The sequence below is a fragment of the Rhodococcus sp. NPDC057135 genome, from assembly GCF_042670865.1.
Classification (GTDB): domain Bacteria; phylum Actinomycetota; class Actinomycetes; order Mycobacteriales; family Mycobacteriaceae; genus Rhodococcus_F.
The window spans coordinates 94,888-111,044 of the sequence record NZ_JBHUUU010000011.1; the positions used below are offsets into that span (position 1 = coordinate 94,888).

General features: G+C 60.5%; 13 protein-coding genes. 1 reads left to right on the forward strand and 12 read right to left on the reverse strand.

From position 1 onward, the window contains the following. Positions 1-50 precede the first annotated feature (50 nt). Positions 51-1,370 carry a UDP-glucose dehydrogenase family protein gene (locus tag ACFT1A_RS20995; RefSeq protein WP_378448584.1) on the reverse strand — a complete coding sequence of 440 codons (1,320 nt, stop codon included), beginning with the start codon at positions 1,368-1,370 and terminating at the stop codon, positions 51-53. A 108-nt stretch (positions 1,371-1,478) separates the two neighbouring features. On the opposite strand from ACFT1A_RS20995, the gene ACFT1A_RS21000 reads away from it, so the two are divergent. Continuing rightward, positions 1,479-2,003, forward strand: a complete 525-nt coding sequence (locus ACFT1A_RS21000) for a low molecular weight phosphatase family protein (protein WP_378448585.1) — start codon at positions 1,479-1,481, stop codon at positions 2,001-2,003. Here the strand turns inward: ACFT1A_RS21000 and ACFT1A_RS21005 are convergent. From ACFT1A_RS21005 to ACFT1A_RS21055, 11 genes are all read right to left on the reverse strand, one after another. After that, positions 1,975-3,399 (reverse strand): polysaccharide biosynthesis tyrosine autokinase, encoded by a 1,425-nt coding sequence (locus ACFT1A_RS21005; protein ID WP_378448586.1) that lies wholly within the window; start codon positions 3,397-3,399, stop codon positions 1,975-1,977. The genes ACFT1A_RS21000 and ACFT1A_RS21005 overlap by 29 nt on opposite strands. A gap of 130 nt (positions 3,400-3,529) precedes the next feature. Beyond that, positions 3,530-4,855 carry a UDP-glucose dehydrogenase family protein gene (locus ACFT1A_RS21010; RefSeq protein ID WP_378448587.1) on the reverse strand — a complete coding sequence of 442 codons (1,326 nt, stop codon included), beginning with the start codon at positions 4,853-4,855 and terminating at the stop codon, positions 3,530-3,532. A 55-nt stretch (positions 4,856-4,910) separates the two neighbouring features. After that, complete coding sequence (locus ACFT1A_RS21015; RefSeq protein WP_378448588.1) at positions 4,911-5,879, reverse strand: GDP-L-fucose synthase family protein; 969 nt, start codon at positions 5,877-5,879, stop codon at positions 4,911-4,913. Continuing rightward, positions 5,876-6,907 carry a GDP-mannose 4,6-dehydratase gene (gene gmd, locus ACFT1A_RS21020; protein ID WP_378448589.1) on the reverse strand — a complete coding sequence of 344 codons (1,032 nt, stop codon included), beginning with the start codon at positions 6,905-6,907 and terminating at the stop codon, positions 5,876-5,878. Before gmd ends, ACFT1A_RS21015 begins: the two co-directional genes overlap by 4 nt. 97 nt (positions 6,908-7,004) lie before the next feature. Next, positions 7,005-7,805 (reverse strand): WecB/TagA/CpsF family glycosyltransferase, encoded by an 801-nt coding sequence (locus tag ACFT1A_RS21025; protein ID WP_378448590.1) that lies wholly within the window; start codon positions 7,803-7,805, stop codon positions 7,005-7,007. 5 nt (positions 7,806-7,810) lie between these two features. Continuing rightward, positions 7,811-8,977: a glycosyltransferase family 4 protein gene (locus ACFT1A_RS21030; RefSeq protein WP_378448591.1), complete on the reverse strand. Its 1,167-nt coding sequence runs from the start codon at positions 8,975-8,977 to the stop codon at positions 7,811-7,813. After that, entirely contained in the window at positions 8,974-9,870 is an 897-nt protein-coding gene (locus ACFT1A_RS21035; protein ID WP_378448592.1) for a glycosyltransferase family 2 protein, read from the reverse strand. Before ACFT1A_RS21035 ends, ACFT1A_RS21030 begins: the two co-directional genes overlap by 4 nt. Further along, the gene (locus tag ACFT1A_RS21040) at positions 9,867-11,078 is read right to left on the reverse strand and encodes a hypothetical protein (protein WP_378448593.1); all 1,212 of its coding nucleotides are present in this window, start codon (positions 11,076-11,078) and stop codon (positions 9,867-9,869) included. Before ACFT1A_RS21040 ends, ACFT1A_RS21035 begins: the two co-directional genes overlap by 4 nt. After that, on the reverse strand, positions 11,075-12,286 hold the full coding sequence (locus ACFT1A_RS21045; protein ID WP_378448594.1) for a glycosyltransferase family 4 protein: 1,212 nt from the start codon (positions 12,284-12,286) through the stop codon (positions 11,075-11,077). The genes ACFT1A_RS21040 and ACFT1A_RS21045 overlap by 4 nt, the downstream gene beginning before the upstream one ends. Before the next feature lies 1 nt (position 12,287). Beyond that, complete coding sequence (locus ACFT1A_RS21050) at positions 12,288-13,613, reverse strand: O-antigen ligase family protein (RefSeq protein WP_378448595.1); 1,326 nt, start codon at positions 13,611-13,613, stop codon at positions 12,288-12,290. After that, positions 13,600-15,123, reverse strand: a complete 1,524-nt coding sequence (locus tag ACFT1A_RS21055; RefSeq protein ID WP_378448596.1) for a sugar transferase — start codon at positions 15,121-15,123, stop codon at positions 13,600-13,602. Before ACFT1A_RS21055 ends, ACFT1A_RS21050 begins: the two co-directional genes overlap by 14 nt. Positions 15,124-16,157: the final 1,034 nt, after the last annotated feature.

Below are 16,157 nucleotides of genomic sequence, written 5' to 3' on the forward strand. Positions count from 1 at the left end.
CGCATCGAACACCCAATCACAGCTACTGTTTCGCTACCTGGACGCTCGACCTAACGCCCCAAGCCGCGATAGTTCCAACCGGCAGCACGCCAGACTTCGGGATCGAGGCAATTTCTGGCGTCGACGATCACGCGTCGACGAACGAGTGGTTCCAGATCGCCAGGCTTCAGTGAGGCGAACTCGTCCCATTCGGTCGCGATCAAAACCACATCGGCATTCTTGCAGGCGTCTGACGTGGAGGTTGCGTAGTGCAGGGTGGGAAACAGTCGGCGAGAATTGTCCATCGCCTTCGGATCGAAGACGGTGACTGCCGCCCCGTGCAGCTGCATCATTCCCGCAACGTTCAGCGCAGGCGAATCGCGAACATCGTCGGATTCGGGCTTGAATGCGGCCCCGAGCACCGACACGTTAGCTCCCAGCAAACCGCCTTCGCAGGCTGCCGTCACCAATTCCACTGCTTTTGTGCGTCGCCGCATGTTGATGCTGTCGACCTCACGAAGGAAGTACAGCGCTTGGTCTACACCCAACTCTCCGGCGCGTGCCATGAAAGCCCGAATGTCCTTCGGCAGGCAACCACCGCCGAACCCCAACCCCGCATTCAGAAACCGCCTGCCGATCCGAGCGTCGTATCCGAGAGCGTCGGCCAAGATCGTGACGTCGGCGCCGGTGGCCTCGCACACCTCCGCAATCGCGTTGATGAAGGACACCTTGGTCGCGAGAAACGCATTCGCAGACCCCTTGACCAACTCGGATGTCGCCAGATCGGTCACGAGGAACGGCACCCCCGCACCCAACATCTCGGCGTACACCTCACGAAGAACACCTTCGGCATTTCCCGGTCGATCACGATCAACCCCCATAACCAACCGATCAGGACTCAGGGTGTCCGCGATGGCGTGCCCCTCACGCAGAAACTCCGGATTCCAGGCCACCTCGACGGCGCCTCCCGCGGGCGCGGTGGCCCGCAGTCGCTCGCCGAGAGCCGCAGCCGTGCCCACCGGAACGGTCGACTTGCCGACGATCAGCGAAGGCCGTCGAAGGAACGGCGCCAACATGTCGATCACCGAATGAACGTGACTCAGATCCGCGGCGTACTCCCCCTTCTTCTGCGGAGTCCCCACCCCGACAAAATGGATGTCGGCAAAATCCGCGGCGTCGGCATAGGACGTCGTGAACCGGAGCCGACCCGACTCCAGATTCTTCTCGAGCATTTCGGTCAGGCCCGGCTCGAAGAACGGGACCTCCCCCCGAGACAACTTGTCGACCTTGGACTGGTCGATGTCGACTCCCAGCACGTCATGACCCAGTTCGGCCATACACACTGCGTGGGTCGCCCCCAGGTATCCCGTTCCGAACACGGTCATTTTCATGTGTTGTTGGTATGCGCCCGAACTTTCCGACACGCGTACGCCAGGTGGGCGCGAAACCAACATCGGGCGTACGACGAGTGCGTCGCGCCTGCGACCTATGCTTCTGCCATGCACGTTCTCTTTGTCTGTACGGGAAACATCTGCCGATCACCTACCGGTGAACGCCTCGCGCGTGCCTACGCCGCTGAAGCCGGGGCCACCGGATTCACCGCTTCGAGTGCCGGCACCCGGGCGATGGTCGGACACCCGATCGAGCCGACTGCGGCACGGGTTCTCGCGGATCTCGGCGGCGACCCCGGAGATTTTCAAGCCCGACGTCTGACGACGGCGCTGGCTGCGGATGCCGATCTCATTCTCACGATGACCGAAAATCACCGGGACAAAGTCCTGGCGATGGCTCCGACCCGCCTGAAGCGCACCTTCACCCTTCGAGAGGCCGCACGGTTGGCCACGCTCGCCGACGCCGGCAGTGTCGACGATCTCGCCGCCGCCCGACCCCGTTTTCGTGCCACCGAACCCGAGGACGTCACGGATCCGATGGGTAAGGAAGAGAGACTCTTTCACGAGATCGGACTTCAGATCGCCGATCTCGTGGGCCCGCTGCTCAGCCGACTTCGCTTCGGTGAGGGCTGAGCGACGTCACCGCGGTCAACTGCGGTAGCGACTTATCCGATTCGTAGGAGTAGCTGTACTCGTACGCATTACGGCCTCGAGACGGCGTCATCGTGATGACAGTGCCCAGGACGTGTGCTCCCACGCTCTGTAGGTTTCCGACGGCGCGCGCCAGTTGATCACGCTTCGTGGAGCCGTGTCGGGCGATCACCAGAGCGCCGTCCGACATGGCAGCCAGAACTGCAGCGTCCGTGACGGGTAGCAACGGAGAGGCGTCGATGATGACGTAGTCGTATCGCGCCCGCAGTTCCTCCAGAACGTGTTTGGCCGTGTCCGTGCCGAGCAGTTCGCTCGGATTCGGCGGGATCGGCCCCGAGGCCAGCACGGTCAGCCCGGCGAATTCGGTCGGCTGCAGCACGTCATCCAGGGTCGCTTGACCAGAGAGTACCGAACTGACACCGACGCTCCCGATCAATCCCAGGTACTTCGATACCCGCGGCTTCCGGAGATCACCTTCCATCAGACAGACCGATTTACCTGCCTCCGCCAAGACCAGCGCGATGTTCACTGCTGTGGTTGTCTTACCTTCGGAGGGAAGCGAACTCGTGACGACAATCGCGCGAGGTGGGTGATCGACTTCGAGGAACTGAAGGTTGGTGCGCAATTCACGGAACGCTTCGGCACTCACGGAATTACCTTCACTGAAAGCAATCGCGTGGTTCACTTCGACGTCCTTGTCGAACGGGATCGTGCCCACCATCGCCGAACCCGCGATCTCTTCCACCGTTCGACGATCCTTCACCGTGTTGTCGAGACGATCGCGAATCAGCGCAAGAGCGATCCCCAACAGGAGTCCCGCCACTGCTCCGAGCGCGAGGTTGCGCGAAGTCTTGGGTGACACGGGAACAGTCGGCTCTTGAGCTTGCTGCTCGACGACCACACGTGCAGGCGGTGTTCCACCGTTCTCGGGTGTCTCCAGTTCCTGTGCCAATGCGACGAATTCGGACGAGAGCGTGTTCGCTATCTCGCGTGCAAGTTCCGGTGACGCGTCCTTGACTGCGAGGTCGATCAACACAGTGTCGGGCGCCGACGTTGCAGTGACCTTGGAGGCCAACTCGTCAGCCGACATCCCGCCGACCACTCTCGGCCCCAGTTCGTCGATCGTCCGCTGTGCGAGCGTTCGACCCGTCAGGAGTTTTGTATACGACAGAACTCGCTGCTGCGACAACTGGCTACCTTGAAGTGCCTCGTTGACCGAGGTTCCCGCCGAGGTCGACACGAACAACCGGGTCGAGGCCTGGTAGATCGGTGTCGAAAGAAGGGACGCACCAAGTGCTCCCAGGATTCCGAGCACGGTTACGACCGCGACTATCCGCCACCTGGCTTGTAATATCTTGAGGTAGTCGATTATTTCCATCTTGATGTCTCCTTCGGCTCACGCATGTCCACTGCGGGTCTGAGCGGTCGTTGCCGGTCAGGCCGCGAGGGCGAACCGGGCTTTCTCAACTTCGATATCGATCAACTGCAGCAGGCAACATGCCCTGTGCTCACGGACGTCCCAATCCGCGGTATGCCCAACCCGCGCCCCGCCAGCCGGCTGGGGACAGGCAATTGCGCCCGTCGACGATCACTTTCTTGCGAACCACCGAGTCGAGATCAGACGGTTGCAACTTCAAGAATTCGGGCCACTCGGTCAATACCAGGACGACATCGGCACCTTCACAGGCCTCCAACGCATTTGCCGAGTAGGTCAGCGTCGGGAAGAGCGCGCGCGAATTGTCCATGGCCTTCGGGTCGTACACATTCACTGCGGCACCTTGGAGCTGGATCTGACCCGCGACATTGAGTGCCGGCGAGTCACGAACGTCGTCCGAGTCCGGCTTGAATGCGGCACCCAGAACTGCGACTCGCGCGCCGAGCAGCGACCCACATGCCTCTCGCGCCAATTCGACCATTCGGGTACGTCTGCGCATATTGATGTTGTCGACTTCGCGCAGGAACGTCAGTGCTTGGTCGGCACCGAGTTCACCGGCGCGAGCCATGAAGGCGCGGATGTCCTTCGGCAAACACCCTCCGCCGAAACCAATTCCCGCGTTGAGGAATCGACGTCCGATCCGAACGTCGTGCCCGATCGCGTCGGCGAGCACCGTGACGTCGGCGCCCGCGGCCTCGCACACTTCGGAGATGGCGTTGATGAACGAGATCTTCGTGGCCAGGAAAGCATTCGCTGACGCTTTGACCAACTCCGCCGTCGCAAGGTCCGTGACGAGAAACGGAATCCCCTCATCGATGAGCTCTGCATAAACCTCGCGCGCAACAGATTCCGCCCGGCCGCGGACATTTCGATCGACTCCCAGCACCAGCCGGTCCGGGTGCAACGTGTCCTGGACGGCAAATCCTTCACGGAGGAACTCAGGATTCCACGCGACTTCGACGCCGTCACCGACCGGTGCCAGTTCCCGCGCGCGCTTACCGAGCCGTTCCGCGGTTCCCACCGGCACCGTGGACTTGCCGAAGATGACCGAGGGTTTGGTGAGCAGCGGCGCCAAAGTCTCGATCACCGCGTCCACGTAGATCATGTCCGCGGCGAACTCGCCCTTCTTCTGCGGCGTCCCGACGCCGAGGAAGAACACGTCCGCAAATTCTGCGGCTTCCTCGTACGACGACGTGAACTTCAGTCGCCCTCGATCGATGTTTTTTCGTAGGACCTCGCCCAACCCTGGCTCGTAGAACGGAACTTCACCTGCTGCCAGTTTCTCCAGCTTTGCCGCATCGACATCCACTCCGAGGACCTCGTGACCGAGTTCGGCCATACAGGCCGCGTGTGTCGCGCCCAGGTATCCCGTGCCGAATACTGCTATGCGAGTGCTCATGTTGCTCGATCTGCTTTCTCGAGAGTGTGCGAAGTGTGTTGATGGGAAAAGCGATTCAGGTGCGTACGGCACCGATGTTGTCGCGGTACCACGAGACCGTCGACGCGATACCCTCGCGTAATCCGATCGTCGGCCGCCACCCGAGTTCACGAATCATGCTCACGTCCAGAAGTTTCTGCATCGTTCCGTCCGGCTTCGAGGTGTCCCACCGCGTCTCTCCGGTGTATCCGACCTCCGCGGCGACTATCGAAGCGATCTCACGAATTGTGTGATCCTCGCCGGTTCCGACGTTGACATGCGATGCACCGTCGTAGTTTTCGAGCAGATGCAGACACGCCGACGCCAGATCGTCGACATGCAGGAATTCACGGCGCGGGTTGCCACTCCCCCAGTTGACAACCGACTGGACTGCGGACGACTGCGCCTCGTCGTACCGCCGAACGAGTGCGGGAAGTACGTGCGATCCGCGTGGCGAGAAATTGTCTCCCGGGCCGTACAGGTTGGTGGGCATAGCCGAGATCCAGGGGCGACCATGCTGCCGCCTGGCAGCTTGAACGTGGAGTAATCCCGCGATCTTTGCAATTGCATAGGCGTCGTTGGTCGGCTCGAGATGACCGGTGAGGAGGTATTCCTCCTTGATCGGTTGCGGCGCCAATTTCGGGTAAATGCACGATGATCCGAGGAACAGGAGACGCTCGACGCCGTGCGCGAGGGCGGCGTCGAGCACGTTCACCTGGATGCGCAGATTCTCCGACAGGAAGTCGACGAGGAAAGTGCTGTTCGCCGCAATCCCACCAACTTTTGCCGCTGCGAGGATCACGTTGGTCGGCTTTTCGCGGGCGAAGAAATCGAAAACAGCTTCCCGGTCACGTAGATCGAGTTCGGCCGACGTCTTTCCGAGCAACCTGGAGAAGCCGACAGATTCCAGGTGTCGCCACACCGAAGAGCCGACCAAACCTCGGTGTCCAGCCACGTAGAACGGTGCGTCTCGATCGAGGGGTCGCGGCGCGAACGAATCACTCATCGCGTCGCCAACCAGTCGGGAAGTGCCGGAGTGTCGATCCACGGTCGCCCTTCGTGCTCGAGCGCTTCGATGTCAGCGTCGACCATGATCCGGGCCAGTTCGGGTGTGTGGACGCCGGCCTTCCAACCGAGTTTGCGCTCAGCATGACTCGGATCCCCGATCAGTGCGTCCACCTCGGTCGGCCGAAGATACCGTTCGTCGAATCGAACGTGGTTTTCCCAGTTCAGACCTGCATGTTCGAAAGCGACGGTGAGGAAGTCGCGCACCGAGTAGTTGCCACCGGTGGCGAGCACAAAATCCTCAGGCTCGTCGACCTGCAGCATGCGCCACATTCCCTCCACGTACTCCGGCGCGTATCCCCAGTCGCGAATCGCATCGAGATTGCCCATGTACAGGTGATCCTCGATACCGGCCTTGATACGTGCGACTGCGCGCGTGATCTTCCGCGTCACGAATGTCTCACCACGCCTGGGGGACTCGTGATTGAACAGAATTCCGTTCACGGCGAAGATCCCGTACGCCTCACGATAGTTCTTGGTGATCCAGTAGGAGTACACCTTCGCCGCACCGTAGGGCGAGCGAGGGTAGAACGGTGTCTCCTCGTTCTGCGGTGGTGGTGTCGCACCGAACATCTCGGAGCTCGACGCCTGGTAGAACCGGCAGTCGAGTCCTGCCATCCGAACCGCTTCGAGCAATCGGATCGACCCGACGCCGGTGGTGTTCCCGGTGTGTTCGGGTTCGTCGAAGCTCACTCTGACATGAGACTGCGCAGCGAGGTTGTACACCTCGTCCGGCTTGATCTGCGCAAGCAGCGTCACCAGACGCGCTCCGTCACTGAGGTCACCGTAGTGAAGAAAGAGTCGAGCACCTGCATGGTGCGGGTCCACATAGATGTGGTTGATCCTCGACGTGTTGAACGTCGAAGATCTACGGATCAGTCCGTGAACCTCATAGCCTTTGGAGAGCAGCAACTCGGCGAGGTAAGAGCCGTCCTGCCCCGTGATTCCGGTAATCAGTGCGCGTTTCATCCTGCGTTCCTTCCGTTGCGGGACAGCCCGCCTGATAGTTGCGAAACCACGGTTGTGGTCCGTATTCCTCCGAATCGCTCGGCAGTCTTGATCTCGCTCATGTGCGTCCCCCGAAACGGCCGAATGCTTTTCGAATGTCACGTGATGCCAGCCGGAGGAAAGTCGAGTTTCCGAACAGGTAGCGTCGCCACAGACGTTTGGGTTCCGAAACAAGTCGATACAGCCACTCGAAACCTGAGTTCTGGACGAAAGTTGGTGCTTCGGAAACAGTTCCCGCCAGGAAATCAAAGGCGGCACCCACTCCGACGGCCACGTAGTCGGTTCGATCTGCTATCGCCTTCGTGACAAAATCCTGCTTGGGTGCACCCAGACCGACCCACACGATGTCCGGTGACGACGGACCGACCTTCGTGATGATGTCGTCGACGAACTCCTTGCTGAACGCGGCAAACGGTGGGGCATACGTGCCGGCCACCTCGATGCCCGGGTACAACTCCTCTACTCGATCCTTCAAGAGACTCAACGTCTCTTCTGTCGTGCCGACAAAATGGTGACGAAGGCCGTAGCTGCGTCCCTTGTCCAGGGTGGCCTCGAAGAACGACGGACCGCGAACTGGTCGCACACCGATCTGATCGGAAATGGCACCGCCACCTGTCAACCGCATGACCCAGCTGACCGGGGTTCCGTCTGCGAAGTTCACCCCGGGGCCTTTCAGCACTGCGGAGTAGTCGCGATCGTTGTGTGCCGCCGACACGCAGTAGGAATTCGACAACCGCACGGAGACTCCGGTTCCCGCCCCCTCCCGCCTCTCGTTGACTACCCAATCGGTAGCTCCCTCGAGATTGGTCGCGGCAAACGGAATGCCACCGACCTCGATGACCTCGAACGGACTGCTCATCTGTCTCACCACTTTTCCGAGTTCGTTTGTTGACGTTCATTGCACTGGCCGTAGCTGCGCGACAAGATCGATTCCAACCGGGATCGAGTCCAATCACGTTGCGGTTCAAAGTGAGAAAGCTCGGTCTCGACAATCGATCGAGCAATACGCGAGGGAAGCGTGGATGCCGGCGCAACCGGAATCGCCACGGCGTTCCGACCGGCCAGAGTCGGTACACCGCCGAGATCCAAACAGACCACCGGGAGGCCCACCGCGGCCGCTTCGGCGGCCACCCAACCGCCGGAATCGTGCATGCTCGGGAAGAGCAAGGCCGAGGAGGCCCCCATCTCCCTCATCACTTCCGATCTGTCGCGCCACCCGTGAAGCGTGATCTGACCGCGCCGGTAGGGCAGCGACTTCTCGATTCGCGCTCGAGCGGGCCCTTCCCCGACAAAGGTCATGGACCAATCGGCGCCGAGATGCTCGAGCGCGTCGAGTATCAGGTCGATTCCCTTGTACTGCAACAGCCTTCCCACAAATAGCAGTTTTCGTTTCGGTCTGGGTACCGATTGAACTTCGATTCCGTCGTAGTCCAGAACGCAATTGGGCTGGACGACGACGTCGCAGGCTCGCGGGGCCCCGCGGCCGCTGTCGGAGTTCATCGCGATGAAGGTGTCGACGCGCCCGGACACGAAGATGTGGGTCAGTGCCCGTACGACTTTCGTCGAGCAGGTGCGAACAGCCGTGGTGGCCAGGTAACGCATACCGACACTCCTGGCGAGTGACATCGGCGGGTAGGTGTTTCCGCCGGCAGGCCCCCACACGAGTCGTTTGCCACCGACTCCACCGAACAGCACCGGTGGGGGCAGCCAGTCGGAGGCGAACGTTGCGTGGTGCAGGACGTCGAAGTGTGCCGCTTCACGCCGAACGAACAGTGAAGTGTGCCAGAGCCATCGGAGATATCGACCGTACGATCCGGCTTCTTCTGCGGTCAACGTCGCTATTCGCACGACTCGAACTTCGCAACCGAGTTGTTCACACGCGGATTCCAACGTGGGAGCCTCACCGGAGCGAGTCACCACCGTGATCGACTCACACAGTTCGGAAGCCGCCGAGAGAAGCGCCCAACCCGCCCCGGATTCACTCCCCTGATTCGGATCGCAGGCGTATGCCGTCATCAACAACCGTGTCATCGCGCTACCTCCAGCCTCTGTGCGCGCGGCATCCGAGAACCGCGGCGGTCGAATTGCTGTGAGAACCAGCCGATGTTGCGTGCACCGTGATCGAGAATGACGCGTTTGACACGCGGGCTGAACACGGCGACAGGTATCGCCACGGCCGCTGCGACTACGAGAGCAGCTCGCTTGACGATCTGAACCGTCAACTGCGGCGCGGTGAGTTGTCCCTGACAGAGCGCCAGGATCCGGCCGTTGTTGACGTATCGTGCGAAGAGCCAGGAATCCCGACGCCGATCCGCGTCGACGGGTTCGTACGCAATTGCCTCGTCGCACCACAGCAACCGGACACCGCCGGCGCACATCCGGAGTGTGAACTCGGTGTCCTCGCCGCCAGGTAGATCCCAATCGTCACTGAAGTTCAAGCCGTTCAAAGCCTTCAGGTCCAACAACAGGTTTCCAGCGCCTGCCGACGCAACCGGAGTGCCGGTGGTGTGGCGAACACGCGCGTGCAATGGAAGTTCTGAAGCAGGCAGACCCACCGGAATCACAGGACCGGCCACAGCACCCGCGTTGAAATCTGCGGCGCAGGTGAGGAGATTCGACAGCCAGTCGACTTCGACATATTCGTCGTCGTCGACGAACACGATGTATCGACGTTCTCGCGCGTTGGCGAGATCGACGAGTGCACGTCGCGCTGCCGATACCCCGCCGAACCCGAGATGCAGTCGCTCGATCCCGTCGACGACGTATGTCGCTGTGGTGGAATCAGGATCGTTGTCGCCTACCACGATCTCGGCCGCAACGCCGGCAGCCACGATCGACGCCCTGACGCTGTCAATGCAGAGCGCAAGTGCCGATTCGCGACGGTACGTCACAATCGCGACCATGACGCCGCTCAGGTCCTTCATGAGAGACCAACCTTCGGTCGAGAGACGTCGTTCATCGAGACCAGGAGCACGACGCTCGCACTGACACCGGCCGATACCGCCAATGCTCCTGCGACATAGACGGCATCGTCGGACAATCCCGCTCCGAGAACGATCAGAAACTGCAGCGGCAGCAGCAATGCGCGAAATGTGTTGAGCGTTCCGGTCTTGTCCACGACTCGAATCGACGTTCCTACGCCAAGAAGAATCCCGTTGAACGCCACTGCCAGTCCGCACAGCAGAATGACCGGCATCAAGTTCGGGAAATGCGACCCCACAAGGTGATCCATCAATCGAACTCCCGAGAGCCGAATCTCGAGCACGAGACAGATCAGCGAAACGCAGACGATCGAGACGAGGAAGATCCGCAATCCCACTCGGCGACCGAGTGCCATGCACTCGCTCGGGCTCATCGATTCGACACCACTTCCGAACTTGCGCATCAGGATCGGCGAGATACCTGCGAACATCAAGGACAGTGGACCGAGCAGTGTCTGGGCAGTTCTGATCTCACCGATCATCGAGATCGACGCCACCACGGTCAGTATCAAGAACATTGCCTGCTGCGCAGCTGATCCCATCAATATCTCGATCGCGAACGGCACGGATCTGTATCGGTGCGTGCGCGAGTACCTGATCGACGGCACCGGCGGCACCAGACGCATGGATGCGTGACCGAGAGCGAGCGCAACGAAGACACCGACCGTGTAGGTCACGAGAGCAAGTGTCAGATTCTCGACCAGGAAAGCTGCAATAAGTACGAACGAGAGTGTCACGATCTGTATCGACGCAGAGATCCAACTCGCACCATCGTGCATCAACATCGTGCGTATCACGTCGAAGATCACGAAACCCACTGCGGCCAAGGCATATACCGTGAGATTCATCGATTCCGACCCGGCGATCAGGAACAGTGCCCACACCGATGTCACCGATACTGCCGCCAGCACGATCGTGGGGGCCAAAGCCGGCCGACGCTCGTCCGACTTCGCTCCTCGTGAGAGCCAGACGTCGACGCCGATCGCTCGCCCAAGCGCCAGTGCCAACAGACCCGCCGATTGAATGACGGCAACCTGGCCGACTTCGATCGGACCACCGAGTCGTGCCACCGAGGTGAGAACGACAAAAGTGAGGATGCTCGAAAGTCCCTGATCCGCCATGAATGTCACATGTCGAGTGCGATCGTTCACGAGCTCACCTCGTTGATGAGCTCACGCATCGACGTCGCCGCCTTGCGCGAGGTGAAGCGACTCGCGTAGTGACGATATGCGGATTTGCGTATCGCGGATCGGTCGTCCGCTCCGAGGATCCGTGCGAGTGCCTCCCGGATCGACGATTCTTCCAGGGAATGAAGGGGGGTTCCGCCCGGTCCGACGATGTCCGCGAGTGCACCGCTGGTTGCGTAGATGACGGGGGTACCAACCGACATCGATTCGATCGCGACGCGTCCGAACGGCTCTGCCCATTGAGATGGGACCACGGACGCCGCACTGTGGCGGAGTATCTCGATCACATCTTCGTGTGACGTGAATCCGGCCATCGTGACATTGTCGAGAGCTGTACTCAAGCTGGAGATCTCGCCATACTGCGGTCCGTCACCGAGAACTGTGAGGGAGGGGCTTCCGGCGCCCTGGGGCCAGTTACGCACCAAGTCGAGGACGCCCTTCTCGGGTGTCAGTCGGCTGACACACACAACCGAATCATTGCTCCGGAATTCGGGTTCATTTTCTTCGAACCCGAAGTTCGGACGAACCACGACGCGGTCGGATTCGATCAGTCGTCCCTCGACCAGACGTGCTGTCATCGCGCTCGTTGCGACGAACCTGTGTTGCTTCCACCCCAAGACGCTGAGCTTGACTGCCGCAGCGCTCAGGTAGCAGACAAGGCTTTGCAGTCGGCTGTTTCCGTAGCATCCGTTGCGGACACAACTCGTGAAGTAGTTGGTGGAACCGCATTCGGTGCACGTGCCATCTGCGCGTAACTTGGCCGAGGGTGTTACCAGGCGATAGTTCCGAACCGCCTGCAGCGTAGGAATTCCGGCGACTCTTGCGGCCACGAGCAAAGAAGCCGAGAACGACGGCCAGAGGTTGTTGACGTAAACGATGTCCGGTCGCTCCGAGCGGATGATTCGCAACGCATCGACGAGTACCCGAGGACTGAACACTGCTGCGGCGCCCGCCCACGGTCTTCGAGAGATCTTGTTGTTTTCGGTGGTACACCGAACCGTCTCGTACCCGATCGATTCGAGGAGCCTGGACTCATTTGCGAAGCTCTGTTCCTCACCACCCGGATTTCGATAGATCGCATGGAACATCAGCGCTTTCGGTGCCGCCGATCGAACGTCGGCGATCGGGCTCACAGCGGTCTCCGTGCGGGTTACATCGAATGACTTGTACACCTCACTCGCCTCCTCTTCGCGCCGGAACGGATTTGTTGGCGATGTTCTTGTCGATACGGCCGCCACCGATAGACAGCTCGGCGCTGCGGGAACCGTGTGAACGGGGTGTGGAGGGTCCGTACGGAGCCAGGAAGATCCACACGATCAACCACATAGCGCCGAAGAAGAGCGTCGACTCCGTCAAGTCCATCGAGAAGACGAGAACCATCAGCGCGACGACGGCGACGTACTCGGTTCTGCTGTGAGCTCGCGAGAGAGCCGTACTCAGGAGCAGGTAGTAGCCGGCCAACAGCAGCAGGAATCCGATCCAACCGATCTGCAGCCGAATGTCGAGCATTCCGTTGTGTGCGCTGGTTGCCGAAAAAGACAGCTTGGACCGAATCATTTGCCCCACTGCACTGTCCGGCGCCCACACCGAGCCGAAGCCCCATCCGAGCAGAGGCCGCTGTTCGGCGTAATAGTTCGAAACGGTCCAGAGGTGAAGCCGGCCGGTCAACGTGACGTCTCGCGAGAGTAATTCTGCGACATCGGGTCCGAGCACCTTCATCGCGCCGGACACCCCGAAGTACAGGCCGATGATCACAGTCGAGGCGAGGTGAGCGTTCGGTGTCCGTCGAAAGCACTTCAGTGCAAGCACTGTCGCCAGCGCAATCCCTGCTGCGACGAGACTGGTCTGGCTCCGGGCTTCGAACAACACGATGCAGGCGACAGCCAGCGCCGCAACCCACGGAATCCGCTTGACGTCGGGAAGCATGAGCATGACAGCGACGAGTACAACTTCGATCGCAGCCATTCGGCCCAAAGTGTTCTTGTGCGTGAAGATTCCTCGATACGTGACGGCGCGGGTGTCCACGTCGAGGCCAGTCGAAGGATCGAGGAACACGACCATCAGCGACAGCACGAGTAGTACCAGCAAGGTGAGGGCAACAGTCCGCACTCGCACCGCGAAGGTCAACTCACGGGCGACGATGATTCCCGTGATCGCCAAGCACACGATGACGATGCCGGCGACGGCGGAATTCCGGGGCAGTGTCGACCAGTACCAGCTGGTTGCCGGAACGCCGGCCGCGACCAGAAGCGCGAAGACCGGCCAGGTCGCGTTGCGTGAGTATCGCCGATCGAGGAAGTAGACCAACGCCAGTGTCGCCGCGAGAACGGCCGAACCGTGTACGAGCAACGATCCGAGCGCTGTCTTCTGCGTGTACGCCTGAAAGGCTCCGCTCGCGCCGACGACCGCGATCACCAATGCCGTTCGCAAGATCAGCGGATTGTTCGGAGCCTTGTTCTCGCAAGGCGCCGGTGCCGCCTTCTTGTCAGTAGGCGCCATCACTTCCCACCACCGCCTTGAGCGTCTTCGCGACGATCATGACGTCACCCATCATCGACCAGTTGTCGACGTAGGAAAGATCCAGGCGGACAGTGTCTTCCCACGAAAGATCAGAACGTCCGCTGACCTGCCACAGGCCGGTGACACCGGGCTTGACCAGTAGCCGACGACTGACCGCACCGTCGTACATCTCGACCTCGCGCCGAAGCGGTGGCCGCGGTCCTACAACGCTCATCTCTCGCCGGAGGACATTGACGAACTGGGGCAACTCGTCGATCGAGTATCGACGCATGAATCGACCGACAGTCGTCACACGCGGATCGTCTCGCATCTTGAAAAGCACTCCGGCGCCTTCGTTCTCCTTCATCAGTGCCGTGACCTGTGAATCAGCATTCTGGACCATCGAGCGGAACTTGAGCATGGGGAACGGCTGACCGTCCAACCCCATCCGCTCGGACTTGTACAGAACCGGACCCTTACTCGTGAGCTTGACGGCGATCGCAGCCGCCAGAAGCACCGGACTGATCACGGTGAGTACCAGCGTCGCGAAGACGATGTCGAAGGTCGTCTTCGAGAACTTCTGTGCGCCGTGATAACGCGGACGCTCGACATGTATCAGCGGAAATCCTGCGACCGGACGCATGGAGAGCCTCGGCCCGGACACATCCAGAATCCCCGGTGCAACAACAAGGTCCACATGATCGCGCTCGAGATCCCAGGCCAGCTTGCGCAGCCCTTCCGGTCCGAGTCGCTCCGACGCCGTCACTGCCACGGTGTCGGCACCGACCTGTTCGAGTGCGTCGGTGACACTGTGCTCGTCACCGAGCACCGGAATGTCCCGGCCGTTCACTGTGACAACTTCACCCGCTCCGCCTCCGTGGCCGGGCACGCAGACTCCGACGACTCGGTATCCATGGGCATCGTCGCGCTCGAAGTTTCGGGCAAGGTCGACAACCGCCCCTCGCACACCGACCACGAGTACTGCAGTTCGAAATTCACCTCGAGCTCGCTCGCGGGCAATCACTCGTCGCCAGATCCAACGACTTGCGATCAAGGCCGTCAATCCCACCGGAAACGCCACGGCAAGGTAAAGGCGCGCGATCTCGAGGTGAAGGAGGAGGCTGGCGATCGCAATCAGTCCGAACAGCCGGAGCGTTCCGACAGCGATCAATCGATACTCTTCAGGGCCGCTTCCGATCACACGGGGAGATCGGGTGCGAAATACTCTCAGTACGGCGAACCAGCCGATAATCAGGGCGAAAGACAGTGCGGTGTAGCTCAAATGGCCGAGCGCTTCTCCGTCGAGGACATCCGAGTCGCCACCGAACCGCCACCATTGAGCCAGAAACACAACTGCCGCAACGATGATCGTGTCGGTGATCGCCAGACGTCGGAGGTAAGCAGATTGCCATTTCCTGCGTGCGGATACTCCACCAGCCCTCTTCGGAGCTTCTCGTCGGTGTTGTTGTGGCCGTTCTTCGGTGGGCGCGGCCATCTCGAGAACCGTCATGTATTCAGAAACCTTTCCCCACGCACAGAACTCGGCGCGAAGCTGTTCGCCGGCCGAGGTCCATCGGACCGCCTTGCCGAATCCAGATACTTCGACGGCGAAGCAACTGCTCCGCATTACTGCGTTCAGTGCGAATGGTCGCATTACGTGCGCCTTGTAGTTCAACCGGCGACTATGGCCAGGCCTCGGCCCGACTGTCGAATTATTGCGGCATTGCCGCAGCTCACACCCCATGATTGAAGCAGAGTCCACTAACGACCCAAACACGGGACGATCGGCGATTTCACCTCGCCCGCTGACGTCGCCAGCCGCGATATTGCCGGGACTAACATCTTGGCAATTACTTGGCTAGCTGGTCAGTACCAGTGAGGAGTTTGCCACATTCCGGACAGTGTGGCAATAGTGTTTTACCAAGTTCTTCCTGACGCCAGCATGGAGCTCAGTTATTCAGCTTCCAGGCGAGCACGTGCGCACATGCTTCACCAGTCGCATTGCGTACCTATAGTTTTCATTGCCTTGATCAATTGGACTCCACGTTTGGACGGAAACCCGCACGCGGTCGGTAAACGCTCCGCAAATCGAACCATCGCCCGTCCGGCCGCACGGCAATTCTGAACAATCGTCCGACACTTCGCCGCTGGGTGCGCCACCGCGATATGTGAAGACGAAATCCCCGACAAATTGGGCCACACCTACCAATCGATCAGTTCGCATATCGCAAAACGCTGCAGTACAACATCATTCGCAATAGCCGACTCCGCCACCGGCCCGAAGCTGCAATACACGGAGGCTGCTACCGCATATACCTGGCCAATTGCGATCGGCACTTACCGAAAGAAGAGCACGTCGGCTGAGTTCGTAAACTGCTCGATCCCAACGTCATCGCGTCTCTATGCAACGGGGATACCGCGCCGCCAAGGATGCGGACACGCGGCGCCCTCTACGCGAAAGCACATCCGAGTGGAAGCATGCTCGGACTGCAGTGTGCCGACAACGTGGTCTGACACAAATCGCCGGAAACGCAATGGGCCGGC